A 23,848-nucleotide genomic window follows, 5' to 3' on the forward strand; every position below is an offset into this window, starting at 1 on the left:
ACGGTGATACCATGCGCGCCATGAAAACCGCCCCTTATCGGCCCGGTGCGCAAGATGGCGCCAGCGGCCTGCGCATCTATCTGCGCCTGCTCGGTTATGTACGCCCATATATCGGCTTCTTTGGTTTGAGCGTAATCGGCTTTGCCATTGCCGGCTCGGCCAAGGCCGCGCTGGCCAGCGTGTTCAAGTTTTTCGTCGATGGACTGGCCAACCCCGAGCAGCCGATCGGCACCGGCGTGGCCTGGATCGACCGCCTGGAGCTGGTGTTCGCCGTGCCGGTCATGGTGGTGGCCATTGCACTGTGGCAAGGGGCAGGCTCCTTCCTGGGCAACTACAGCATGTCCAAACTGTCGCTGGGGCTGATCCATGACCTGCGCAAACAGTTGTTCGACAGCTTTCTGGTCTTACCCAACCGTTACTACGATGCGCATAACTCCGGCCATCTGGTCTCGCGGGTGACCTACAACGTCACCATGGTCACCGCCGCAGCCACCGATGCGGTCAAGGTGTTGTTCCGCGAAGGGCTCACCGTTGTGGCCCTGGTGGCCTATCTGCTGTGGATGAACTGGCGGCTGACCATCGCGCTGCTGGTGGTGCTGCCGCTGATTGCCTGGCTGGTGTCCGCGGCCAGCCGCAAGTTCCGCAAACTGAGCAAACGCATCCAGGCGTCGATGGGCGATGTCACCCATGTGGCCTCCGAGACCATCCAGGGCTATCGCGTGGTGCGCAGCTTTGGCGGCGAACGCTATGAAAGCGAGCGCTTCGAGCGCGCCAATCAGGCCAACATCGCCCGCCAGCTCAAAATGGTGCGCACCGAAGAAACCTTTTCGATGCTGATGAGCCTGCTCATCTACGCCGCCATGGGCGCGCTGTTGTTCATGGTGCTCAAAACACGCGGCGATGCGACCGCGGGCGATGTGGTGGCCTATATCACCGCCGCCGGTTTGCTGCCGCGCGCCATTCAGTTGCTCGGCGGGGTGAGCGCCAAAATCCAGAAGGGTGTAGCCGCGGCCGAAAGTATTTTCGAACAACTGGATCAGCCGCGCGAACCGGATCACGGCACCGTCGAGCGTGCGCGCATCGCAGGCCGCATCGAAGTGCGCGGGCTGGCCTTTACTTATCCGGGGCACGACCGACCAGTGCTCAGCGACATCAGCTTCAGCGCCGAGCCGGGACAGATGATCGCCTTGGTGGGCAAGTCCGGCAGCGGTAAATCCACGCTCGCCAGCCTGATTCCGCGCTTTTATACCCACAGCGAGGGAAGCATTCTGATCGACGGCATCGAGGTCGGCGACTATCGGCTGGCCAACCTGCGCCGTCACATCGCGCTGGTCACCCAACAGGTCACGCTGTTCAACGGCACCGTGGCCGAGAACATCGCCTACGGCGAGCTGGCCGGCGCCAGCCGCGACCAGATCGTTGCCGCGGCCGAGGCCGCCAACGCCCGGGAGTTCATCGAGCGCCTGCCGCAAGGCTTCGATACCCAAATCGGGGAAAACGGCGTGCTGCTCTCCGGCGGTCAGCGCCAACGCATCGCCATCGCCCGCGCACTACTGAAAAACGCCCCGATTTTGATCCTGGACGAAGCCACCTCGGCGCTCGACACCGAGTCCGAACGCTTGATCCAGGACGCGATCGAGCGCCTGATGGCCGGGCGGACCACCCTGGTCATCGCCCACCGCCTATCCACCATCGAGCGCGCCGACCAGATTCTGGTCATGGAGGCGGGGCGCATCGTCGAACGCGGCACACATGCGGAACTGGTGGCGCGCGCAGGCGTTTATGCGCGCCTGCAAGCGATGGGGCTGGAAGAGCGCGGCCAGCCCCCCGCGGCTCAGCGCTGAGCTGCGAAAGATTGCCCGGGACGGCGGATCGGCGCCGTTTTGGGGGTGTTTTTGAAGTGCAACCGCCAGAACAAGCCAACCAGGTTGTCACCCCAGGACACCGCTTTGCGCGGCAGCGTCAGCGGATCGTCATCGCGGGTCGCCGGCGCGCGCACGCAGGTGGTGGCGCACTGGTAGCCGGCTTCGGCCACCGCGTCGACCACCCGCAGGTCATGACTGCCATAGGGATAGCAGAAATGCCCGACCGCAGCCCCCAGCACGTCTTCCAGAGCATGCTTGGAACCGACGACTTCTTCACGGATACGCTGCGGGTGCTGCTCGGCCAGTTTGACATGGGTAAGCGAATGCGCGCCAAAGTCGATGCCCTCACGATGCAATTGACGAATCCGCGCAGCGCTCATCAACGGCGGCGTATCGCGGCCATCCTTGGCAAACCAGCTCGACGGCTGACCGAGCAGCCCCGAGATCACATACACCATGGCCGGAAAGCCATGCTGGCGGAGCACCGGATAGGCGTACTCGTAGAAATTCTCATAGCCGTCATCGAAGGTCAGTGCCACCGCGCGCGGCGGCACCGGCGCCTGGCCGCGCAAACAAGCCAACACCTGGTCCATCGACAGCACGGTGTAGCCAAAACGGGCCAGGTAGGCCATTTGACGGGCAAAACGGCGATGATCGCAGTACGTCGAGCGGTGCGCCTTCATCGGCGCAAACTCGCCCACCTGGTGATACATGAGGATGTTGATACCCTGGTGCATCTTATCGATTGTCCAGCAATTGGGCGTACAACTCACGGTATTGGGCAATCACCGCGGCTTCGGAAAAGTCGCGCGCAATCCGGGCCCGGCTGTTGGCCACCATCCGCGCCTGGAGGTCGGGGTTGCGCAGAACCTGCTCGATGCCCGCCGCCAGCGCCGCCGCATCGTCGCAGGGCACCACCCAGGCGTCTTCGCCCGGCCGGGTGATCTCGCGCGCGCCCCGGAAGGCGCTGACCACCAGCGGTTTGCCATAGGCCCAGGCCTCCAGGATGACGTTACCCAGGGTCTCGGCATCCCGCGAAGGGAACACCACCATGTCGGCCACATGAAACCAAGGCGCCGGATCATGTTGCCAACCCGCCCACAGGATGCGCTCCGCCACACCGGCCTGGCGCGCCTGTTCGGCCAGCCGGTCGGCCAATTCGCCGTCGCCCAGCACCACCAGACGCACACGCCGGCCGCCGATTTCGGCGGGCAAACGGCTCATCGCATCGATCAAGTAGCGGTGGCCTTTGACCTCGATCAGCCGCCCGGCGGTGAGCAAAATGCAATCTTCCGGGCGCAGGTCGATACGCCTACGCAGCGCCGCCAGCTCGTCGTCGGCCACCGCACGCACCGGATCGGCAAAATTGGTGATATGAAACACCCGCCCGGCCGGCAGGCCGCCGCGGATCATCCAGTCGCACAACCCCTTGGTATTGCCAATCCAGGCGTGGGCATGGCGGAAGGGGTCGAGTTTGTAATACCCCCCCAGGCGCGCCACATGGACCTTGCCGCGACCGGGTTCGAGATGGGCCAAGCGGGTGGCGCGGCCCATGTAGGTCTGCACGATCGGCGCATCGCTGCGGGCGATCAGCCGGGAGACGGCATGGCGCGAAAACGGATCCCACACCGTGCGGTACGGCAATTCGTGGCAGGCCATACCGGCAAGGTGATGCCGGGCCAGTTCGGAGCCGCGCCGCACCGCCACCTCCACGGCTTGGCCATGACGCCGCATGGCCGCGACAAAGCGCAGGAACCAGCGCTCGGCACCGCCCATTTGCGCACTGCCGATCATGTGCAGGGATTTCATCCGAGCTTCTCCAGAACCTTACGGTAGATGGCGAGATTACCCTCGCACATCGCCTCGATCGAGAATTCGCGCAGCACCAGCGTCCGGCCGGCTTCGCCCATGCGCGCGCGCAAGTGCGCATCGTCCAACAATCGGTTCATCGCCGCGGCCAAGGCCGGCACATCGCCGGGCGCAATCAGCAGACCGTTTTCGCCGTCGCGCACCACCTCGGGCATTCCGCCCGCACGGCTGGCGATGATCGGCACCCGGGCGGCTGCGGCCTGCAACAACGACACCCCCAAGCCTTCCATGTCGGCCGGATGCACCAGCAAATCCAGACAGCCCAGGATGTCCGGCAGGTTGTCCACAAAGCCCATCAGGCGGACCGTGTCGGCCAGCCCCTGCTCCGCAATGGCTTGGCGCAGCGCCGCTTCGAGCGGACCGCGACCAAAGAACAACACTTTGAGCCGCGGGTGTCGGGGCAGCACCTCATGGAGTGCAGCCAAAAGATAGCGATGCCCCTTTCGGGCAATCAATTGCGCCACCATACCGACCAGCAAGGTATCCGGCGGCAACCCCAGCTGCGCGCGATAGGCGCACGGGTCGTAATCGATCAGATAGGGCGTGGGATCGACCGCGCTGCGCACGCAAGACACCCGCTCGGGCGCAAGCCCTTCGGCCAGCAACACTTGGCGGATGCCTTCCGAAATGGTCAGCACATGATCGTACAGCCGGTACTTGGTTGCCACCACCCAGCGCGCCTCGGGGTTATCCACGCGGCGCGACAGCACGCATGGCACCCCGGCCAGGCGGGCGGCCACCCCGCCCCACAGGTCCGCGCCGCGGCGGCTATGCACATGAACCAGATCGGGGCGCTCAGCGGCGATCAGGCGGCGCAAGCGAACCGCCAGCCCGATGTCCAGATCGCCCTTCATCGGCAGCTCCACCACCCGGGCATGGGCGTTCGCGGCGCGCGCAATATGGCTGCCGGTCGGGCAGGCGAGCAGGTTTTCGACCCCGCGCCGCGCCAGCCCTTCGACGATATAGAGCACCTGCCGGGCGCCGCCGTAGAGATGGCGACCGGCTTCGATATGCAGCACTTTCATGACCTGTTCGCCACGCCGAGTACGGCCCGGGCCTGCTCGATGACACGCTCGGCGGTAATCTCACGCAAACAGGTAAACGCCCCGTTGCAGGTCGGGCGGCGGCGACAGGGCGAGCACGCCAGCCCCAGCCAGATCACCCGGCCATTGGCGCGGCCGGTATCCAGGTAAGGGCGGGTGGAGCCGAACAGCGCCACGGTGGGCGTGGCAAAGGCCGCGCCCATATGGGTGAGCCCGGTGTCGACGCCCACCAGCAAACCGGCATGACGGATCAGGCCGGCCGCCTCGGGCAGGCGGGTGTCACCGGCCAGAGCGATCGTGCCGGCTGTAGCCGCAGCCAAGCGCGCTGCGGCCTCGCGGTCTGCCGGACCGCCCAGAATCACCGGGGTGAGCCCCAGCTCATCGCGCACCTTGGCCGCCAGCGCCTGCCAGGCATCCTCAAACCAGTGCTTTTGCGCGCGCGTGGTAAAGGGCGCAAACACCGCAAAACGCGAAGGTCTGAGTCCATGCACGGTCATCAGCGCCTGAACTCGGGCCTCGGTGGCCTCGCCAATGCACAGCCGCGGCAAAAACTCACCGGCCTCCAGCCCCAGCCGTTCGGCCAGAGCGCGGTATTCGGCGCCGATGCGCCCCGGAATACCGCCTTTGGGCACGCACTCGGTCATCAACCATTGGCTGCCCTCACGCGAACCCAGCCCAATACGGCGCGGCGCACCGGACAACCAAGTCAGCAGACCGCTTTTGAGCAGGCTCTGCATATCGATGGCGACATCGAAGCGCTTGGCCCGCAACAGGGCACGGAATGCGCGGATGCGCTGAAATAGCGCTGCGAACCGCCGCGCCTGCCAAAGCTGCTTCCACTCGCCTTTGGGCCACAGGATCAATTCATCGATGCAGGGGTCGGCCGCCAGCAACTCATGAATGCCTGGCTCCACCAGCCACGCCACATACGCCTGCGGCCAGGTGCGCTTGATTGCCGCGGCAAAAGGCGAGGCAAACACCACATCGCCAATGGCGGAGCTGCGGACGAGAAGTACGCGGTTCATTGTTCCTCCTGCGCACGGCACATGCCCAGCAAACGCAACGACAAGAGCAACAGAATCGAGAAAAAGCGCATATCCGGATGCGAGAGCCGATAGTCGAACATCGCCCAGACCGCGGTGAAGGTCAGTACCGCCCACATCGCGGGCAGCATTGCCCGACACTGAGGTTGCCCACGTGCGGCGCGCACGGCATCGCGCACCAGCACCCATGCCAAGGCCAGCCACAACACCGAGCCGATCGTCCCCTGGCTCCACAAAGTTTGCAGATAACTGTTGTGCAAATGGTCATAGCGCTCGCCTTCCAATAGCGCCGCACGCGGCCTCAGATCGCGCTCGATGATCTCCCTGACATCGCCAAAACCGTGACCGACCAACGGCGCATCGGCAAAGCGCTGCCAAGCGTACTGCCACAAACGCAGCCGCACCGTGGCCGAAGCCGCGGGCGCCGCCTCCAGTCCGTCGTCGAACACGGTTTGGATGACAGCGACCTCCGCGTCGATACGCTGCTGGACGAGGTAAAAATTGCCGCTCAGCAATACGGCCGCAATCAGCGCGCCAACCGCCCCCAAGGACGGCGGCAGACGCAGCCGATGACGGCCTTGCAACACCTGCCAGCCCGCGACCGCGACCATTCCCACCCCGACGACCGCTAGCGCCAAGAAGGTGCTGCGATTCTGAGTGGACAACAGCACTTGCAGATTGAGCGCAACGAGCACCACCCCGGCCATGCGCGCCGGCCAGCGCCATGCGCCGGTGACCGCCCACCACTGGCGCGCCGTGGCAATCAACACCAAGGCAAAGCTGCCGGCATAGAGGCCAACGCCCAGCGGACGGTCCAGATGAAACCCCAACCGCTCGCCCGACCACAGCACATCCAGGCCGCGCTGCCAAAGGTAAGCGCCAATTCCAAAACTGAAGCCGAGCATGGCCAACAGCCACAGATTCTTCAAGCGACGCAGCGGATCCTGGCAAGGCAGCATTGCCAAGGGGGCAAACAGCAGCGGCCAGAGCCAGTCGATGAAAACATCGGTGGGTTTCAGCAATCCAGCCTCGGCCAGCCCGCCCCAGGTTTGCAGCAGGTAACGCACGCACAGCCACACTGCCAGGACTGCAGCGAGCAGATTTGCTGCGTCCCAAAACCGGCGACGGTCTTGCCAAACGGCGACCAAGGCGGCCGGCAGGCTCAACGCAAGGCCGAGATGGCCCGGAGCGGTTTTCCAGACGCACGACAACGCGAACACGCCCAGGCCGAAAATGCCGACTCGATACAGTCGGTTCATGCGCGCACAGCCTCGACGCCCACGAAGGACAGTAATTTTCTGGCGCGGCTATCCCAGCCATACGCCCGGGCGGCATGCCGTCCTGCCTCGGCCATCGCTTTCGCGGCAACTGGGTCGTTTTTGATCCGATGCAGCGCTTCGATCCACGCACCCGGATCGTTCGGCGGCACCAGCACACCGTTTTCGCCATGCCGAACAACCTCCCTGATCGGCGGCAGATCGGAGGCCACCACCAGCCGGCCGGCGGCCATCGCCTCGAAGAGCTTGATCGGGCTGATCGTTGCCGCGTGACGCAAGTCGGTTTGATAAGGCATCAGCGCCACGGCACCCCGCGCGAGCGCAGATGGCACCTCGGCGTGGGCGACGGCCGGTTCGAGCACAAGGTTGTCCAAGCGACAGCTCACCGCATCGTCCTGCGGGCCGATGAGCACAACCGGAAAACCTGCCGCGGCAATGCGCTCGAACAACGGCAGGCCGCGATCGGCGCTGATCCGACCGACATAAACAAGCGTGGGACGGGCGAAATCCTCCACCGCAGGCGGCGGCACGCGAGAAAAAGCCTGCACATCCACGCCGCTGGGCAGCACCGCCATGCGTGCGCGATCGAAGCCCGCTGCGACCAACGCCTCCCGGCCCGCGCCGGAGATCACCGTCAAACCGCGCAGCAAACCGCTCGACTGCGCGGCACGCAGCGGTGCGATCCAGCCTTCGGCCGCAAGGCTGGCGGTATCATGGACTTCCAGGAAATGCGCCACCCTGGCACGCACCAGCTGTAGCGAAATTTCGGGTACGCGGGTATAGACCACCTCGGCCCGGCGCAGCGCAGCGCGCATCGGCCACAGCATGGGCCAAGCCCGCCAGCGGCTGTGCAGCATCCACGTGGGGCGGATGTCGATTGGGCGATGAATGCCCATTCCCGCCAGAAACCCCGGCATATCGAACCCCTGCGGCACCGGCGGCACATACAAGCGCACACGTGCGCCGGCCTCATCGAGGGCCTGAACCGTATGCAAGGTTTGGATCAGATTGGCCCGTGGCCGCTGCGGACGACCTCGGGCAAGGTAAATGATCTGTGGCGGCATCACGCCCATGGGCTGGATCAAAGAGCCGGGATTATAGCCGCACGGCTCGGCCGCCCGGGCCAGCATGGACTGGGCGCAAGGCTTGGGTATACTCTCGCCCTTCGCCTGGAGCCCGTAAATGCGCCTAACAATTTTCATCCCCTCGTATGGTGATGGCGGCGTCGAGCGCATGCTGGTCAATCTCGCCGGCGGCCTTGCGGATCTGGGTGTGGAAGTCGATTTCCTCACGCGGTCCCGGCAGGCGCCTTATCTGGACCGACTTCACCCGCACGTTCGCCTGATCGAATCGGCACGCTCGGGCGTGTTCGAGATTCAGCCCTTCATGCGCCGCTACCTCAAGGAGTTCCGTCCCGATTTCGTACTGTGCGGCAAAGACAAGGCCGGGCGCGCGGCGGTGCTGGCCCGGCGCTGGTCGGGTGTGCCGTTTCAGCTGGTGATGCGCCCCGGCACCACGGTGTCCGAGCGTCTGGCCCGGCGAAGCAGATTCAAGCGCTGGTACGCCTATCGCCTGATCCGCAAGGTCTACGGCGCAGCGGCAGCGGTGGTGGGCAATTCCGAGGGCGTGGTGCGCGACATTGCCGCCATTGCCCATCTTCCGGCCGAACGCACGCACCTGATCCGCAATCCGGTGATAACACCCGCCCTGCAGCAGTATGCGGCCGAGGCGCTCGACCATGCCTGGTTTGCCCCCGGACAACCGCCGGTGATCGTCGCCGTTGGCGGGCTGCGCACCGCGAAGGGCTTTGACACCCTGCTATCGGCCTTTGCCCGGGTGCGCGCCCAACGTCCCTGTCGTTTGATGATTCTTGGCGAAGGCCGATTGCGCCGGCCGTTGTCCGAACTGGCCGTGCGGCTGGGTGTGGCCGCAGACTTCGCTTTGCCGGGCTTCGATGCCAATCCATACCGCTATCTCGCGCGGGCCGCTCTGTTCGTCTTGTCCTCGCGCTGGGAAGGATCGCCCAATGCGCTCACCGAGGCGCTCGCGATCGGCGTGCCGGTGGTGGCAACCGATTGCCCGAGCGGCCCATCCGAGATTCTGCGCGGCGGCGAAGTCGCGCCGCTGGTGCCGGTCGACGATGTCCCCGCCCTTGCAGCCGCCATGGCGAGGGCGCTGGACGAACCCGGCGACGCTCAGCGCCGCATCGATGCAGTGGGCGAATACACCGTTCAGACCTGCGCCCGACGTTATCACGACTTGTTCCAGCGCCTGCTGGCCGACGGAGCCCGGTGCGCATGAAGATCGATTTGGCCATTTTCGCCGCCACCTCCGGGCACAGCGGCGTCGATCGGGTGCTGCGCAACCTGGTGCCGGAAATCGCCCGCCTGGGCCTGCGGGTGGATGTGCTGGGCATCGACGGCCACGGCCCGCACTTCGATGCGCTGCCCGACGGCATGCGTCACCTGCGGCTGGGCGCACGTCATGTCTACACCGCCTTGCCGGCGCTGGTCCGCTACCTGCGCCGCACACGCCCACAGGCTCTGCTGACCGACAAAGACCGGGTCAACCGAACAGCGCTCTGCGCCCAAAGACTGGCCCGCACCGCTACCCGCCTGTATTTCCGGCAAGGCACGACCGTATCGGTGGATCTGGCCAGCCGGGGCCTCACCGACCGCTGGGTACAAAGCTGGTCGATGCGCACCTTGTACCGCCTGGCCGACGGCCTGCTCGTGCCCTCGCACGGGGCCGCCGACGATCTGGCCGCCTTCGCCGGTGTAGCGCGCGAAGCCATTCGCGTGGTGCCCAGCCCGATCGTCACCCCGGAACTGTCGGCCAAGGCGGCCGAACCCATCGATCACCCTTGGGCTGCGGCCGGGCAGCCGCCGCTGATTCTGGGCGTCGGCGAACTGTCAGAGCGCAAAGACTTTGCCACCCTGTTACACGCATTTGCCCAAGTGCGCGCGTGCCGCCCCTGTCGTCTGATGATTCTGGGCGAAGGCCGCCGACGGGTTGCGCTGGAAAAGCTGGCGGTCGACTTGGGCGTGGCCGCCGACGTGGCACTGCCCGGTTTTTGCCCCAACCCCTATCCATGGATGGCCAAGGCGGCCGTGTTTGCGCTGACCTCGCGCTGGGAAGGAATGCCCGTGGTGCTCATCGAAGCGCTGGCGCTGGGCACGCCCAGCGTCGCCTGTGACTGCCCGAGCGGACCGCGCGAAGTGCTCGATGGCGGGCGTCATGGCGCGCTGGCGCCGGTGGGCGATATCGCCGCGGTTGCCGCCGGCTTGCTGCGGCAACTCGATACGCCAACCCCGGCAGCGGTCTCACGCGCCGCGGTCCAGGGCTACACCGCAGAAGCCAGCGCCCGCGCTTATCTGGCCGCGTTGGGCTTTGGGGAGTTTCAGTGAATCCTCTGGCGGTCCTGGTCTCGTTTTCCGGCGAAGGCGGCGTCGAACGCATGGTTTTGAACCTGATCGAAGGCTTTGCCGCGCGCGGCATCATTGTCGATCTGCTGGCCATTCGCGCCGACAGTGCGCATCTTGGCGCGCTGCCGCCCGGCGTGCGCCTGGTCGATCTCGGTGTGCGCCATAGCGCCCTGGCGGTGTGGCCGTTGGCGCGTTACTTGCGCCGCAGCCGTCCGGCTGCGCTGCTGGCCGCCAAGGACCGGGCGATCCGCGCAGCCGTTCTGGCCCGCTGGCTGGCCAGAAGCCCGGTGCGCATCGTCGGCCGGCTCGGCACCAATCTGTCGGCCGCGCTCGAAGGACGTTCCGGCCTGGCCCGCTGGCTCAGAGTCACCCCGATGCGGCTGCTCTACCCCGCGGTCGATCGACTGGTCTGCGTGTCGGCCGGCGTGCTCGACGACACCCTGCAACTGACCGGCCTGCCGCGCCAACGCCTGCAAGTGATCCGCAATCCTGTGGTGAGCCCGCGCCTGACCGAACTGGCCGCGCAGCCGGTCGACCATCCGTGGTTTGACACGCGGGGCTGTCCGCTGATCCTCGGCGCCGGCCGACTCACCGAGCAAAAGGACTTTCCCACCCTGATACGCGCGTTTGCCCGCCTGCGCGCACAGCGCCCGGCCCGGCTGGTGATTCTCGGCGAAGGCCGTCAACGGAGCCGGCTGCAAGCGCTCGCCGCAGCGCTGGGCGTGGCCGCCGACGTGGCCCTGCCGGGCTTCACACCCAATCCCTACGCCTGGATGGCGCGCGCCGATTTGTTCGTCTTGAGTTCCGCCTGGGAAGGTTCGCCCAATGTGCTGACCGAAGCGCTGGCGCTGGGCACGCCCAGCGTGGCCACCGACTGCCCCAGCGGCCCGCGCGAGCTGCTCGACGGCGGCCGCTTCGGCCCCCTGGTGCCGGTCGGCGATGCCGACGCGCTGGCCGAAGCCATGGCGCGTACCCTCGACGCCCCTCTGCCGGCGGCCACCTTGAAAAGCGCCGTAGCCGCCTACCACCGCGACGCTGCCGCCGCGGCTTATCTGGATGCCCTCGGCCTGGTTTGACCGGGCATGGAGACCGCCCAATGCTCTTGTCACTGAAATACAACTTCCTGTTCGTCCACATCGCCAAAACCGGCGGCACCTCGGTGCGCGACTCCCTGCGGCCGCTGCGCCTGCGCGATCCCTGGTACCCGGTGCAGTTTTTATGCTCCCGGCTGTCGGCCCTGTCCGGCCATCGGCTGGGAATCAAATTCCCGCGTCACGCCAAGATCATTGCCGCCAAAGAAATGCTGCCGGCAGAAACCTTCGACAAACTGTTCAAATTTGTCTTTGTGCGCAACCCGTGGGATTTGCAGGTCAGCTCTTTCCACCACATCCGCCGCGAACGGCCGCACCTGATGCGCCATATCGAAACCTTCGACCAATTCATGCGCTGGAAACTCGATCCGCAACGCCCCTACCAGTTTCATGTGGACACCAGCATCGAACTGCAAAGCGACTACGTGATCGACCTGCGCGGCAACGTCCTGGTCGATTTCATCGGCCGCTACGAGCGACTGACCGACGATTTCAACGAAGCCTGCCGGCGCATCGGCATTCCGGCGCCCAAACTGCTGCACAAGCGCCAAGCCACCGACCGGCGCAAGGATTACCGCAGCTATTACAGCGACGAACTGGCCGAGCGGGTCGCCCAGCACTTCGCGGCGGACATCCGCATTTTCGGCTACCGTTTCGACCCGGACTGATCCGCGCCCCCGCCCACGGTATACACTGCGCACTGAGCACTCGCCACACACCCTGCGCCGGGCGCGCGCATTGCGCCCGGCCACCGTCTGACCGTCTCAACCAATTGCCGCCAACATGAAACTCAGTATTTTCGGAACCGGCTATGTCGGCCTCGTCACCGGCGCCTGCCTGGCTGAAGTCGGCCACGACGTGGTCTGCATCGACATCGACCGCGACAAAGTGGACCAACTCAACCGCGGCATCCTGCCCATCTGGGAGCCCGGCCTGGACGCTATCGTCGAACGCAACGTCGCCGAGGGCCGGTTGGCCTTCACCACCGACATCGCGCGCGCCGTCGCCCACGGCACCATCCAGTTCATCGCTGTGGGCACGCCGCCGGACGAAGACGGCTCGGCCGATCTGCAATACGTGCTGGCCGTGGCCGAGAGCATCGCCGCGCACATGACCGACTACCGGGTCATCGTCAATAAATCCACGGTGCCGGTCGGCACCGCCGACAAAGTGCGCGCCCGCATCGCACAAACCCTGGAAACACGCGCTTTGCGCCTGCCCTTCGATGTGGTCTCCAATCCGGAATTTCTCAAAGAGGGTGCGGCCGTGGGCGACTTTCTCAAGCCCGACCGCATCGTCATCGGCACCGATTCGGCGCGCGCCCGCGAGCTGATGCGCGAACTCTACCAACCGTTCAACCGCAACCATGAGCGCACGCTGTTCATGGACGTCAAAAGCGCCGAACTCACCAAATACGCCGCCAACGCCATGTTGGCCACCAAGATCAGTTTCATGAACGAATTGGCCAACATGGCCGAACGCCTTGGTGCGGACATCGAAGAAGTGCGCAAAGGCATCGGCGCAGACCCACGCATCGGCTACCACTTCATCTACCCCGGCTGCGGCTATGGCGGCAGTTGCTTCCCCAAGGACGTGCAGGCACTGGAGCGCACCGCCCGCCAGATCGGCTACGACGCACCGCTGATCCGCGCCGTGGAGACGGTCAACAACCGTCAAAAAACCGTGCTGTTCGGCAAAATCGCCCGCCACTTCGGCGGCGAAGCAGCACTGGCCGGCAAGACCTTTGCCCTCTGGGGGCTGTCTTTCAAGCCCAATACCGACGACATGCGCGAAGCGCCCAGTCGTACCCTGCTCGAAGCACTGTGGCAAGCTGGCGCCACGGTACGCGCCTTCGATCCGGTGGCCATGCGCGAAGCCCGCCGCATCTACGGCGAGCGGCCGGACTTCGTGCTCACCGCCGACAAATACGCCGCGCTCGACGGCGCCGATGCGCTGGCCATCTGCACCGAATGGCAGCAATTCCGCGCACCGGACTTCGATGAAATGCAAAACCGGCTCAAAGCCAAGCTGATTTTCGACGGCCGCAACCTCTACCCCCCGGAGCGCCTACGCGCCGAAGGCTGGACCTATCACGCCATTGGCCGGCCGCAGTAACTCATCCCAGCGCGCGGCCGGCCGGCAGCTCCACCACCGTCACACCGGCCGCCATTGCCGGCAGCGCGGTGCCGCAAGGCACGGCCAGCACATCCGGTCGTGCCGCTGCCGCCAGGGTTGTCAGCGCGGCCGTATCGGTAAGCGGCACCACCCAATCCACCGCTCGCAAGGCCGCCAAAATAGCCACCGCCTGCGCGTCCGCCAGCGGCGCCACCAACAGGCGCTCGCCCAGCGCCGCGGCCGCCTCCAGCCAGGCCAGAGACTGCGCATCGAAAGGCGTAAACCGCCCCGCGGCCAGCACCGTGCGCTCGCCTTGCGCACGCGCCTTGGCCACCGCCTCGACCGCCTGTGCGGTATCGATCACCCCTTGCGGTAGCGGTGCCTGTGCGCTCAACTCGGCCCGCAGTTCGGCCACCGACACCGCCGCGGTGCCCAGCTTGCCCACCACGATGCCGGCAGCCAGATTGGCCAGCGCGGTCGCATCCCGCAACCCTAAGCCTGCGGCCAGCGCGCACCCCAGCACCGCTGCCACCGTATCGCCCGCGCCGGTCACATCGAACACCTCTTTGGCTCGCGCCGGCAAATGCCAGGCCGGCTGACCGCGGGTAATCAATGTCACCCCGCGTTCGCTGCGGGTAATCAGCAGCGCCTCCAATTCCAGCGCCTCACACAAACCCGCGCCGCGCGCGGCCAACTCGGCCTCATCCGCACACCGCCCCACCACCGCCTCGAATTCGGCCAAATTGGGCTTGACCACGGTGGCCCCCCGGTAGCGCGCAAAATCCGTCCCCTTGGGATCGACCACCACCGGAATGCGCCGCTGGCGAGCCGCTGCAATCAGCGCCGCTACCTCGGCCAGCGTGCCCTTGGCGTAATCAGACAGAATCAGCGCCTGCATGCCGGGCAAAGCCTCAAGCGCCGCAGCGGTCACCCGCGGCGCGTGCCGGGCATCGAAGCGTTCCTCGAAATCCAGTCGGATCAGCTGCTGATGCCGGCTGATGACCCGCAATTTGGTAATCGTCGGCACCCCGGCCACGGCTTCCAGGCGGCAAGCCACGCCCTGCGCGCGCAGGCGCTCACCCAGCACGCTGCCGGCTTCATCTTCCCCCACCAAACCCACCACCGTTGCCTGACAACCGAGCGCCGCGGCGTTGATCGCCACGTTGCCGGCACCGCCGGCGCGCAGCTCATCGGCGCACACCTGCACCACCGGCACCGGCGCCTCGGGCGAAATACGCGCAGTCGCACCGTGCCAGTAGCGGTCCAACATCACATCGCCCACCACCAGCACGCGGACATCCTCGAAAGAAGGCAAGGCAGAAAGCATGAATTCGACACCCGGCTGCGAAAATGGCGCCGATTATCCCACGCTTCGCCCCCCCCCCCGCCGCCGACTACGAGCCGCCCACGCATGTTGCACCGATGCAACAAGTTTGAATGAAATCAGCGCTTTTCTGCCACCAAAGCTTGCACACACCCAGCTGTATTCGCAGAATCGGGCCAACTTCTCGTTATGAGAGGTCTCAACAGGCCGCGGGACACCGCGACCTCCACTTCAAGCAAGAGGAGAATTACATGCAGAAGAAACTGATCGCGCTGGCTGTCGCCGGCCTGGTTTCCGCTCCGGCGTTCGCCCAGTCCAACGTGACCATCTACGGCGTTCTGGATACCTTCGTTGGCTATTCCAAGGCCGGCGACGAAAAAGCCACCGGCCTGATCAGCGGCGGCCTGGCTGGCAACCGCATCGGCTTCAAGGGCACTGAAGACCTCGGCAACGGCCTGAAGGCTTCCTTCGTCCTGGAGCAAGGCTTCAACATCGACGACGGCGAGCCGAATAGCAGCCGTCAATTCCACCGTCAAGCCTGGGTGGGCCTGGAAGGCGGCTTTGGTGCGGTCGCCCTGGGCCGCCAGTATGCCCCGGGCTATTTCGCCACCGTCACGCATTCGGCCGTCTCTGCCGGTCCGCTGGATCCGCAAGCCGTGCTGAGCGCCGGCCTGTCCATCAACCCGGGTTCGGCTGCGCGCTGGGATAACTCGCTGACCTACAAGACCCCGAGCATGAGCGGCTTCACCGCCAGCGCCATCTACTCGTTCACCGGTACCAGCGGCACTGAAGTCGGCGACGACCGTAACGACAGCAATGACCTCGGCCTGGGTCTGGACTACAAGAACGGTCCGTTGGGCATCAGCTATGTCTACCACAACACCGAAGATCTGACCAAGAACGAAGTTGCCGAGCACTACATCGGCGCTTCCTATGACTTCGGCGTGGCCAAGCTGATTGCCAGCTATCAAGTGGCCAACTTCGAACCGGCTGCGGGTTCCGACTACGACGCCAAAGTGGCCTACCTGGGCGCCATCATTCCGGTGGGCGCTGGCAACATCCATGCCGCGGTGGGCAAGCGTTCGGATGACCGCGCCGACCGCGATGCCACCTCCTACGCGCTGGCCTACACCTACGGCCTGTCCAAGCGTACCACCCTGTACGCCGGCATCAACCGCACCAGCAACGACGACAACGCCGCGTTCGGTTCTGTTCTCGGCGCCACTGGCGAGAACGAAACGGCTTACGCGCTGGGTGTGAACCACAAGTTCTAATCGTCCCCGTACGGTACGGAACACAAAACGGGCGCTTCGGCGCCCGTTCGTTTTCTTTGTGAACAGGGGACAGACCACGTTTTCTACCCCTGAACTGAACAGGGGACAGACCACGTTTTCTACCCCCACTTTCCTACTGCACTACTCCAACAACGAGCCGCTGCTGTCGTTGGCCGGCTTTCGTGGCTTGCCCGGCGTAACGCGCCTTCCCAGCGCCAGGGCAATTTCTGCGGCGAAGCGGTCGTTGCCTAGGGCGTAGTTGCCATTGGTAGCAGCACGAATCTCGGAGATGGTCGCGGGGTCCGGCATGTGCGGGAACTGGCTCCGGTAGCGTTCGGCTCGCTCAGCTGGTGTTCCTCCAAATGCTAAGTAGGTGTCGTGGGGTGACACCACCGGATCATGCGCCGCAAGTGCGTTGGCCCGGTAGCTCGACCAGCGATAGCTATCCGGCCGATCCACCATGCCGGCACGCACCGGGTTCAATTCGATGTAATGCATGCAGTTGATAAGATAGGCGTCATCCTGGACCAGGCAGGAACGATAGCGCCCATCCCAAAGGCTTCCGCTTCGACGATAGCTGCGGTTGACATACTGAACGTAGCGCTGCCCCAGGGCTTTCATGGTTGCGCCGGGGCCTTCGGCACGGTCAGCACTGAGCAGGAGGTGCACGTGATTCGTCATGAGCACATAGGCGTGGATGCGGCAAGCTTCACGCTGTGCGTACTCCCGCAGCCAGTCGAGGTAAAGGATGTAGTCCTCCTCGGCAAAGAAGCAGGCCTGGCGGTTGTTGCCGCGCTGGACGATGTGCATAGGCACCCCTGGCAGGGACAGACGGGGACGACGGGGCATGCTTGGCCTCCACGCTGGTCACGGACCGCAGTTTAACTGTTATGCATATTTTCAGGACGTATCATGCCACCTGAAAACGTGGTCTGCCCCCAGCTGAATTGACCACCCCGGTGAGGTCCAATACAGTCTCCGGGTGACCACACCCCACGCAGACTGGAGTACCGCCATGGGAAAAGCACAACCGGCAGCCCCGCTGAACCGCGAAGCCTATCTGAGCTGGGAAGCCGAACAGCCCGAAAAGCACGAATACCTTGCCGGCGAGGTGTTTGCGATGGTGGGTGTACGGCGGGAACATGCCCTTGTCGCTGGGGCGCTACACGCGGCATTGCGCAACCACCTGAAAGGCACCCCCTGCCAGGCCTTCGTGGCCGACATGAAGTTGTTCGTCGAAGCGGCAGAGGCCTATTTCTACCCGGACGTGATGGTGACCTGCGACGAGCGCGACCGCCGTGCGGACCTGGTCATCGAGCATCCGGTGCTGGTGGTCGAGGTGCTCTCGGATTCGACCGCCGCGTATGATCGCGGCACAAAATTCGCCGCTTACCGTAAACTGCCCAGCCTGCAGGAATATTTGCTGGTGGATGTAGACCATCGGCGCCTGGAACTGTACCGCCGCGAGGCCGACCACTGGCTGTTCTTCGAGGCCGGAACGGACGGCACGCTGTCGCTGGAAAGCGTGGCGATGAAGCTTAGCGTGGCGGAGGCGTTCGAGGATCTGACCTAGCAGGCCGTTGAAAAACGTAGCGAGGATGGCCAGATGCAAGGCGTACGGGGCGCAGCGACCACAGCCTATCATATAGACAGGCGAGCGAGCGCGCACCGCGCAACGCCGCAGATGGCCCACCGCAGTAGTTTTTCAACGGCCTGCTAGGCAGCGAGGCTGGCCGCTCCTACCCAACCGCAGCGCAAAGCAAGTCCCGATGGCGCGGAAATACCGTGGTCTGTCCCCAATTTGATTACAATGTGCGGAATCGCTGGCTACTTTTGCAAAAACCAAACCCCCGACACCGACGAGCTTTGGCGCATGGCCAACGCCCTGCGCCACCGCGGGCCGGACGATGCCGGGGTGCATGTCAGCGGCCCGGTGGGACTGGCCCACACCCGCTTATCCATCATCGACCTGCAAGGCGGCCATCAGCCCTTGGCGGACACCGCAGGTAAACTCACCCTGGTGGCCAATGGCGAGATTTACAACTACCCCGAACTCACCGCCACGCTGACCCGGCAAGGGCGCCGCTTTCAAACCGCTTCGGACTCCGAAACCATCTTGCACGCCTACGCGGTGTACCGGCGTGACTTTCTGCAGCACCTACACGGCATGTTTGCCTTTGCGCTCTACGATGCAGCGCAAAACCAGCTTATCCTGGCGCGCGACCGCCTCGGCATCAAGCCGCTGTACTACGTCGAACTGCCCGACCGTGTGGCGTTTGCCTCGGAAATCAAAGCCCTGCTCTCGATCCTGCCCCACCCACCGCAAATTCACGAAGGTGCCCTGGCACAGTTTCTCGAAAACCAGTTCAGCAGCGGCGAGCAAACCTGTGTGCGTGGCATCCGCCGCGTGCTGCCCGGCGAAGCGCTCGCCATCGATGCCGACCTGCGAATCCAGCGTTGGCGCTACTGGTCCGCGCTCGCCGTGCGTCCGCGGCGCATAGGCTTTGAAGACGCCGCCGCCGAATTCGACACCCTGATGGAACAGGTCATGCGCGAACACATGCGCGCCGACGTGCCCTACGGCTTGTTTCTATCCGGCGGCGTAGACTCCGCAGTGCTTGCCGCCATGCTGCACCGCTACCAAGACCAGCCCATCCGCAGCTTCTCCATCGGCTACCGCGGCGTGCGCCAAGCTGACGAACTGGATGACGCCGCCCGCATCGCGCAGCGCTTCGGCACCGAACACACCGCCTTAGAGGTCGATGGCAACGCCATCTTGCGTCGCATCCCCCATATGGTTTGGGCTGCCGATGAACTGATGCGCGACTACGCCTGCCTGCCCACCTCGCTGCTGGCCCAACACGCTAGTCAGGAACTCAAAGTGGTTCTAACCGGCGAAGGCGGAGACGAAGTCTTTGCAGGCTACGGACGCTACCGCGAATCGCCAGTCGCACGCTTCTTCAAACAACTGCGCGCGCCGGGCACCGGCGGCTTTCGCACCCGCGGGCAGTGGCAAGCACGCCATCGGGACGCCCTGGGTACTCAATTGAGGCTGCAACGGCGCACCGCACGCACCCCCTTCATTGGCGCCTGGTGCGACACCCCGGCCGACTGGTCCCATACCCAGCGCTGCCAATACACCGATCTGGTCACCGCCTTGCCTGACAATCTGCTGCTCAAGGCCGACCGCATGCTGATGGCTTTTGGCCTGGAAGGCCGGGTGCCTTTCCTCGACCACCGCATTGTCGAGTTCGGCCTGGCGCTGCCGGACGAACTAAAGATCCGCTCCGGCCAAGGCAAGCTATTCCTCAAACGCTGGGCAGAGCGCCATTTGCCGGCCGATCACCTCTATCGACCCAAGCGCGGCTTTCACGTGCCCATCGGCGAGTGGCTGCGCGGCCCGGTGCTCGACGCGCTGGCCGAAAAGCTCCCGGCCAGCCCCGCCATCCAAACATGGTTCAACCTTGCCGGCGTGCGCCGCCTGTTCGCCGACCAACGCGCCGGCCGCAGCGCCAGCCGCGAAATCATGTGCCTGCTGCAATTTGCCATCTGGCACCGCCTATTCATCGAACACCCCGGACTGCGCCCAACACCTGACGAAGACCCGCTAGCCTGGATCTAAGCCGCACCAACCCGCAGCCAAACACCGGCAACCCTAGCGGCGCGGACGACAGCGAGCAAACGGCCGTAGCGCCCATTGAATGCTTTTGTCATTTTTGTCAGATTTTGACGTCAACTTTTGACATCTGCAAACCGCACACCCTCCCCCCGCTGCCCCGCCAAATCCCCCAAATCCTGCACCCAAGCCGGCTTCGCAGCGGCACCTAAACCGCTGGCACGACTTATGCTATGATGCTAGCAACCCCTCGACGAGGGGCTGTTTATCCATCATAGGAGCCAAAACATGAAACGCGTTCAACAAGGTTTTACCCTCATCGAACTGATGATCGTCGTGGCGATCATCGGCATTCTGGCGGCGATTGCGCTGCCGCAATACCGTGACTACACCCAGCGCTCAGCCAACTCGGCCTGCTTGGGTGAAGCCAAGGCTTACATGGGCGCGGCGGTCGCTAACTTGGCTAACAACGTTGCTGCAGGTACGTATACGCCTTCCGCATGCAGCGCCATCAGTGCAACGCCCACAACCGCTAACTACGCTGCCAACACGACCATTACCTTCACCACGCCCCAACGTGGCACTGCGGCTTTGCTTCGTAACGTCCGCTGCAGCGCAGGAACCGGAGCTTGCCAGTTGCAATAATTGCGATAATAGTGCTACCAACCAAGGTCGGGTGAGCGGGCTTTTCGGGGCTGCTTGCTCGGCCTTTTAGTCAATCAAAACTCTGCCGAGCTCGATAATCTCTAAAATCAAATCATCTTTTGCCATTATATCAATCGCTGAAACGCAAACCCTGAGCTTGGCTAACCAGCAAATGCTACCAGCCAGACCGGAAATCTAGCCACTGCCAGCGATCAGGCGACAAAAAACGCTACCAAGTAAAACCCTTCAACCTGCACTCAGGACACACTCCAACACCCTAACCGGACATTTCCATGCCAGTGTGTCCATAAATGCCTCCCGTCCAACTCGCAGAATCGCCGATTTCGTCGAGCGACAACCTGCAGTTTTAGGCCTGGCGATGTCGAACAGGACTTAGGACGCCAACCCAGTTATTTAGTTTGGTCGTAGCCGCGGCTCACGGACCACATTAATTGGTATCTCGAAGTCATACTAGGTAAAACGATCTCAGGTTAACCTCAATGCCAATCACATCACTTAACGCACGTTCCCGCCTAATAGACTGTGCTCTCGTGGTGTCTCTCGCAGCATTGGTTTTCGTCATTTACCAAATTGGACTACCCGGCGCCTTCGTGCTCGACGACAACGCCAATATTGAAAAAAACGGCGCTCTTTTACTAGCCAATCCCAGCGACCTCAACTCCATTCTCTACGCTGTCTACAGCTTCCAGCCCGGCGGAGGCACGCGTTCTCTAGCGATGCTGACCTTCATGCTCGACTATTGGCGCGGCGGGCTTGAGCCCGAGGCGTTCAAAGCCACCAACATCGCACTGCACGCAGCCTGCGCAGTGGTTCTTGCAGCGCTGTTCCGCAAAATTTTGACCCTCGCCTGGAACCGCAACGAACACGTCGGATGGATCGCCGTTGCCATAGCCGCCCTGTGGGCCCTCCACCCACTACACGTTTCCACCGTTCTGTATGCCGTCCAGCGCATGCAGATTCTGTCGACGCTCTTTACCTTACTGGCGATCACCACCTACCTCAACACGCGCATCGCGCAAATATCAGGGCACGCCAGCCGGCGCAGCTTTCTACTCACATTTCTATGGGCAGGTTTGGCTTTTTTATCGAAAGAGGACGCAATCCTGCTCCCCCTTTACACAGCCATCATCGAGCTAACCCTACTCAAATTCGCGGCCAAGTCCGCACAAATAGCAAAAATTTGGCGTGGCACCTATTTGTTACTCGGAATCGCAAGTGTTCTACTGTTTCTATCAGTCGCGCTGCCCTACTTTGGCACTACTACCCCTTACCCAGGCCGCGACTTCAATACCATCGAGCGCCTACTCACACAAACCCGTGTCTTATGGCTTTACATATTTCAGATAGTTTTACCGCACCCGGATTATCTTACTTTTTATTACGATTACTACCCCATCTCGCGCAGCCTCGTCAATCCAATCACGACTTTACCGGCGTTGCTTGGTATTCTCTGGTTGCTACATTACGCTTGGCGGGCTCGCCATGATTATCCCCTGCGTGCGCTCGGAATCTTGTGGTTTTTCGCCGGCCATGCGTTGACGTCCACCATCATTCCGTTAGAGCTCGTCTTTGAACATCGCAACCACCTCCCGCTTGCTGGCCTCTGCCTGGTGGGGGCCGATATTTTGCGCACTATTTTTCAACCCTCTCAAATATCCAGTCGGTCGAGTGTTGTTGCACTTGGGGGAACGCTGACGGCAATTATTTTAGCGGCCGGCACTGCCACTATCTATCGGGCCTACCAATGGAGCGACGGCATGAGACTCGCGCAGTATCACGCAAACATCGCCCCCGATTCGGCCCGCGCTTGGGTTGACTTGTGCAATCGGTATTACGATCTTAGCAAGGGGCAACCCGATCACCCAATGCTCCAGAAAGCCATCGATACCTGCACCGTTGGTCACGCATTGGGCTACGATGCAATCTCTCAGACGAACATCGTGATATATAAAGGATTGCAAGGCACCCTTAGCCCTGCAGACTGGGAGAATTTACTGAAACGGCTCAAAACGGTCACCATAACACCCGGAACAAAACAAATCATTTGGAGCCTAATTAGCAACAGCACCGGACAGACACAGCTTCGACTCGACCCAGATCGCGTTGCCGACGCAATCAAAGTGATTACCTCCCGGACTACTTTTTCCGCGCGCGACTATCTGAATATCGCGTATTTCATCCATAACTACACCACCGACCCGGAACAAGCCATCGAATATATGCGTGATGTTATACGGGTAGGCAAGATCGACGACCCAGCCGTCCTGCAGATGTTCACGGACCTGAAAGAAAGCTCCTACGACGAGTGGATCAACGAGCTACAAGCTTATGCTCGTACCCAAGGAAAGTTTATCTCCGCTGCACCATGAGTCCGAGAGTTACGATCATTCTCCCTGCTCGCAACGAGTCGGCCGCGCTTAAAAGCTTATTGCCACGAATTTTTGCCGCCGTGCCGTCTCCTGACATCATCGTGGTCGACGACGGTTCGACCGACGATACGGCGGCCGTTGCAGAAGCGGCAGGCGCGCATGTCATCCGCCACCCCTATGGCATAGGCAACGGTGCGGCAATCAAAAGCGGCGCTCGCGAGGCCAACGGCGAGGTGCTCGTCTTCATGGACGCCGACGGCCAGCACGACCCCGCCGACATCCCGCGGCTCCTTGCCAAGCTCGAAGAGGGCTACGACATGGCGGTGGGTGCCCGCGGGTGCGCCTCCCAGGCAAGCATCGGCCGCGGGCTTGCCAATCGGCTCTACAATCGGCTGGCCAGCTACATGGCCGGACATCGTATCGCCGACTTGACCTCCGGCTTTCGAGCGGTACGCGCAGCCAAGTTTAGGAACTTTCTCTATTTACTCCCCAACGGCTTCTCTTACCCCACGACGATCACTATGGCCTTTTTCCGCAGCGGCTATCCGGTGGCCTACCTACCAATCACTGCCCACAAGCGAGTCGGTAAGAGCCATATCCGGCCGCTACGCGACGGCGTTCGCTTTCTGCTAATCATTTTCAAGATCGCCACGCTTTACTCGCCCCTCAAACTCTTCGGGCCGGTGGCGCTCAGTTTTTTTGTCTCGGGGCTGGGATGGTACGCCCATACCTACGCCACTCAGGGGCGTTTTACGAACATGAGCGCATTCTTGATGAGTGCTAGCGTGATTGTATTCTTAATGGGGTTGCTTTCAGAACAAATTACTACGCTGATGTATAAGAATAACCACAGCGATAACTAGGCTAGTTT

20 protein-coding genes are annotated in these 23,848 nt (G+C 63.2%); 12 read left to right on the forward strand and 8 right to left on the reverse strand.

Features of this window, described 5'->3' with window-relative positions; translation table 11 throughout:
- Positions 1-11 precede the first annotated feature (11 nt).
- Positions 12-1,844, forward strand: coding sequence for a lipid A export permease/ATP-binding protein MsbA (msbA, locus tag DIE29_RS12860; RefSeq protein ID WP_102043302.1), 1,833 nt, complete (start codon positions 12-14; stop codon positions 1,842-1,844).
- On the opposite strand, the gene DIE29_RS12865 is transcribed toward msbA, so the two are convergent.
- The 6 genes from DIE29_RS12865 to DIE29_RS12890 are packed head-to-tail and all read right to left on the reverse strand — an operon-like array spanning position 1,835 to position 8,170.
- Positions 1,835-2,602, reverse strand: a complete 768-nt coding sequence (locus DIE29_RS12865) for a polysaccharide deacetylase family protein (RefSeq protein WP_114650091.1) — start codon at positions 2,600-2,602, stop codon at positions 1,835-1,837. The two genes, msbA and DIE29_RS12865, sit on opposite strands and share 10 nt — an antisense overlap.
- Before the next feature lies 1 nt (position 2,603).
- A complete protein-coding gene (locus DIE29_RS12870) occupies positions 2,604-3,674 on the reverse strand; it encodes a glycosyltransferase (RefSeq protein ID WP_114650092.1) in 1,071 nt (356 codons plus the stop codon).
- Positions 3,671-4,759, reverse strand: a complete 1,089-nt coding sequence (locus tag DIE29_RS12875) for a glycosyltransferase (protein ID WP_102042714.1) — start codon at positions 4,757-4,759, stop codon at positions 3,671-3,673. The genes DIE29_RS12870 and DIE29_RS12875 overlap by 4 nt, the downstream gene beginning before the upstream one ends.
- Complete coding sequence (locus DIE29_RS12880) at positions 4,756-5,802, reverse strand: glycosyltransferase family 9 protein (RefSeq protein WP_102042715.1); 1,047 nt, start codon at positions 5,800-5,802, stop codon at positions 4,756-4,758. Before DIE29_RS12880 ends, DIE29_RS12875 begins: the two co-directional genes overlap by 4 nt.
- Positions 5,799-7,079 (reverse strand): O-antigen ligase family protein, encoded by a 1,281-nt coding sequence (locus DIE29_RS12885; protein WP_102042716.1) that lies wholly within the window; start codon positions 7,077-7,079, stop codon positions 5,799-5,801. The genes DIE29_RS12880 and DIE29_RS12885 overlap by 4 nt, the downstream gene beginning before the upstream one ends.
- Complete coding sequence (locus DIE29_RS12890; RefSeq protein ID WP_269467241.1) at positions 7,076-8,170, reverse strand: glycosyltransferase family 4 protein; 1,095 nt, start codon at positions 8,168-8,170, stop codon at positions 7,076-7,078. Before DIE29_RS12890 ends, DIE29_RS12885 begins: the two co-directional genes overlap by 4 nt.
- 109 nt (positions 8,171-8,279) lie before the next feature.
- On the opposite strand from DIE29_RS12890, the gene DIE29_RS12895 reads away from it, so the two are divergent.
- From DIE29_RS12895 to DIE29_RS12915, 5 genes are all read left to right on the forward strand, one after another.
- The gene (locus tag DIE29_RS12895; RefSeq protein ID WP_162860639.1) at positions 8,280-9,398 is read left to right on the forward strand and encodes a glycosyltransferase; all 1,119 of its coding nucleotides are present in this window, start codon (positions 8,280-8,282) and stop codon (positions 9,396-9,398) included.
- Positions 9,395-10,504, forward strand: a complete 1,110-nt coding sequence (locus tag DIE29_RS12900) for a glycosyltransferase (protein ID WP_102042717.1) — start codon at positions 9,395-9,397, stop codon at positions 10,502-10,504. Before DIE29_RS12895 ends, DIE29_RS12900 begins: the two co-directional genes overlap by 4 nt.
- Positions 10,501-11,598, forward strand: coding sequence for a glycosyltransferase (locus tag DIE29_RS12905; RefSeq protein WP_102042718.1), 1,098 nt, complete (start codon positions 10,501-10,503; stop codon positions 11,596-11,598). The genes DIE29_RS12900 and DIE29_RS12905 overlap by 4 nt, the downstream gene beginning before the upstream one ends.
- A 20-nt stretch (positions 11,599-11,618) precedes the next feature.
- Positions 11,619-12,281, forward strand: coding sequence for a sulfotransferase family 2 domain-containing protein (locus DIE29_RS12910; protein WP_102042719.1), 663 nt, complete (start codon positions 11,619-11,621; stop codon positions 12,279-12,281).
- A 115-nt stretch (positions 12,282-12,396) separates the two neighbouring features.
- A complete protein-coding gene (locus DIE29_RS12915) occupies positions 12,397-13,728 on the forward strand; it encodes a UDP-glucose dehydrogenase family protein (protein ID WP_108080772.1) in 1,332 nt (443 codons plus the stop codon).
- 1 nt (position 13,729) lies between these two features.
- Here the strand turns inward: DIE29_RS12915 and rfaE1 are convergent, their stop codons facing one another.
- Positions 13,730-15,055, reverse strand: a complete 1,326-nt coding sequence (gene rfaE1, locus DIE29_RS12920) for a D-glycero-beta-D-manno-heptose-7-phosphate kinase (RefSeq protein WP_114650093.1) — start codon at positions 15,053-15,055, stop codon at positions 13,730-13,732.
- A 248-nt stretch (positions 15,056-15,303) separates the two neighbouring features.
- Here rfaE1 and DIE29_RS12925 point away from each other — a divergent pair, with 248 nt between their 5' ends.
- Entirely contained in the window at positions 15,304-16,326 is a 1,023-nt protein-coding gene (locus DIE29_RS12925) for a porin (RefSeq protein WP_114650094.1), read from the forward strand.
- Positions 16,327-16,467: 141 nt separating this feature from the next.
- Here DIE29_RS12925 and DIE29_RS12930 read toward each other — a convergent pair whose 3' ends face one another.
- A complete protein-coding gene (locus DIE29_RS12930) occupies positions 16,468-17,136 on the reverse strand; it encodes a transposase (protein ID WP_237269460.1) in 669 nt (222 codons plus the stop codon).
- A 205-nt stretch (positions 17,137-17,341) separates the two neighbouring features.
- Between DIE29_RS12930 and DIE29_RS12935 the strand changes: the two genes are divergently transcribed.
- The 5 genes from DIE29_RS12935 to DIE29_RS12955 all read left to right on the forward strand — a co-directional run bounded on the left by DIE29_RS12935 (position 17,342) and on the right by DIE29_RS12955 (position 23,840).
- Entirely contained in the window at positions 17,342-17,899 is a 558-nt protein-coding gene (locus DIE29_RS12935; protein ID WP_102042724.1) for a Uma2 family endonuclease, read from the forward strand.
- 300 nt (positions 17,900-18,199) lie between these two features.
- Positions 18,200-19,948, forward strand: coding sequence for an asparagine synthase (glutamine-hydrolyzing) (gene asnB, locus DIE29_RS12940; RefSeq protein ID WP_237269461.1), 1,749 nt, complete (start codon positions 18,200-18,202; stop codon positions 19,946-19,948).
- 282 nt (positions 19,949-20,230) lie between these two features.
- Positions 20,231-20,587 carry a pilin gene (locus tag DIE29_RS14945; protein WP_114650096.1) on the forward strand — a complete coding sequence of 119 codons (357 nt, stop codon included), beginning with the start codon at positions 20,231-20,233 and terminating at the stop codon, positions 20,585-20,587.
- Positions 20,588-21,198: 611 nt separating this feature from the next.
- Complete coding sequence (locus tag DIE29_RS12950) at positions 21,199-22,977, forward strand: hypothetical protein (RefSeq protein WP_162860640.1); 1,779 nt, start codon at positions 21,199-21,201, stop codon at positions 22,975-22,977.
- Positions 22,974-23,840: a glycosyltransferase family 2 protein gene (locus DIE29_RS12955; protein WP_108080778.1), complete on the forward strand. Its 867-nt coding sequence runs from the start codon at positions 22,974-22,976 to the stop codon at positions 23,838-23,840. The genes DIE29_RS12950 and DIE29_RS12955 overlap by 4 nt, the downstream gene beginning before the upstream one ends.
- The last annotated feature ends 8 nt before the right edge of the window (positions 23,841-23,848 follow it).

The organism is Pseudothauera hydrothermalis (assembly GCF_003345255.1).
GTDB lineage: Bacteria > Pseudomonadota > Gammaproteobacteria > Burkholderiales > Rhodocyclaceae > Pseudothauera > Pseudothauera hydrothermalis.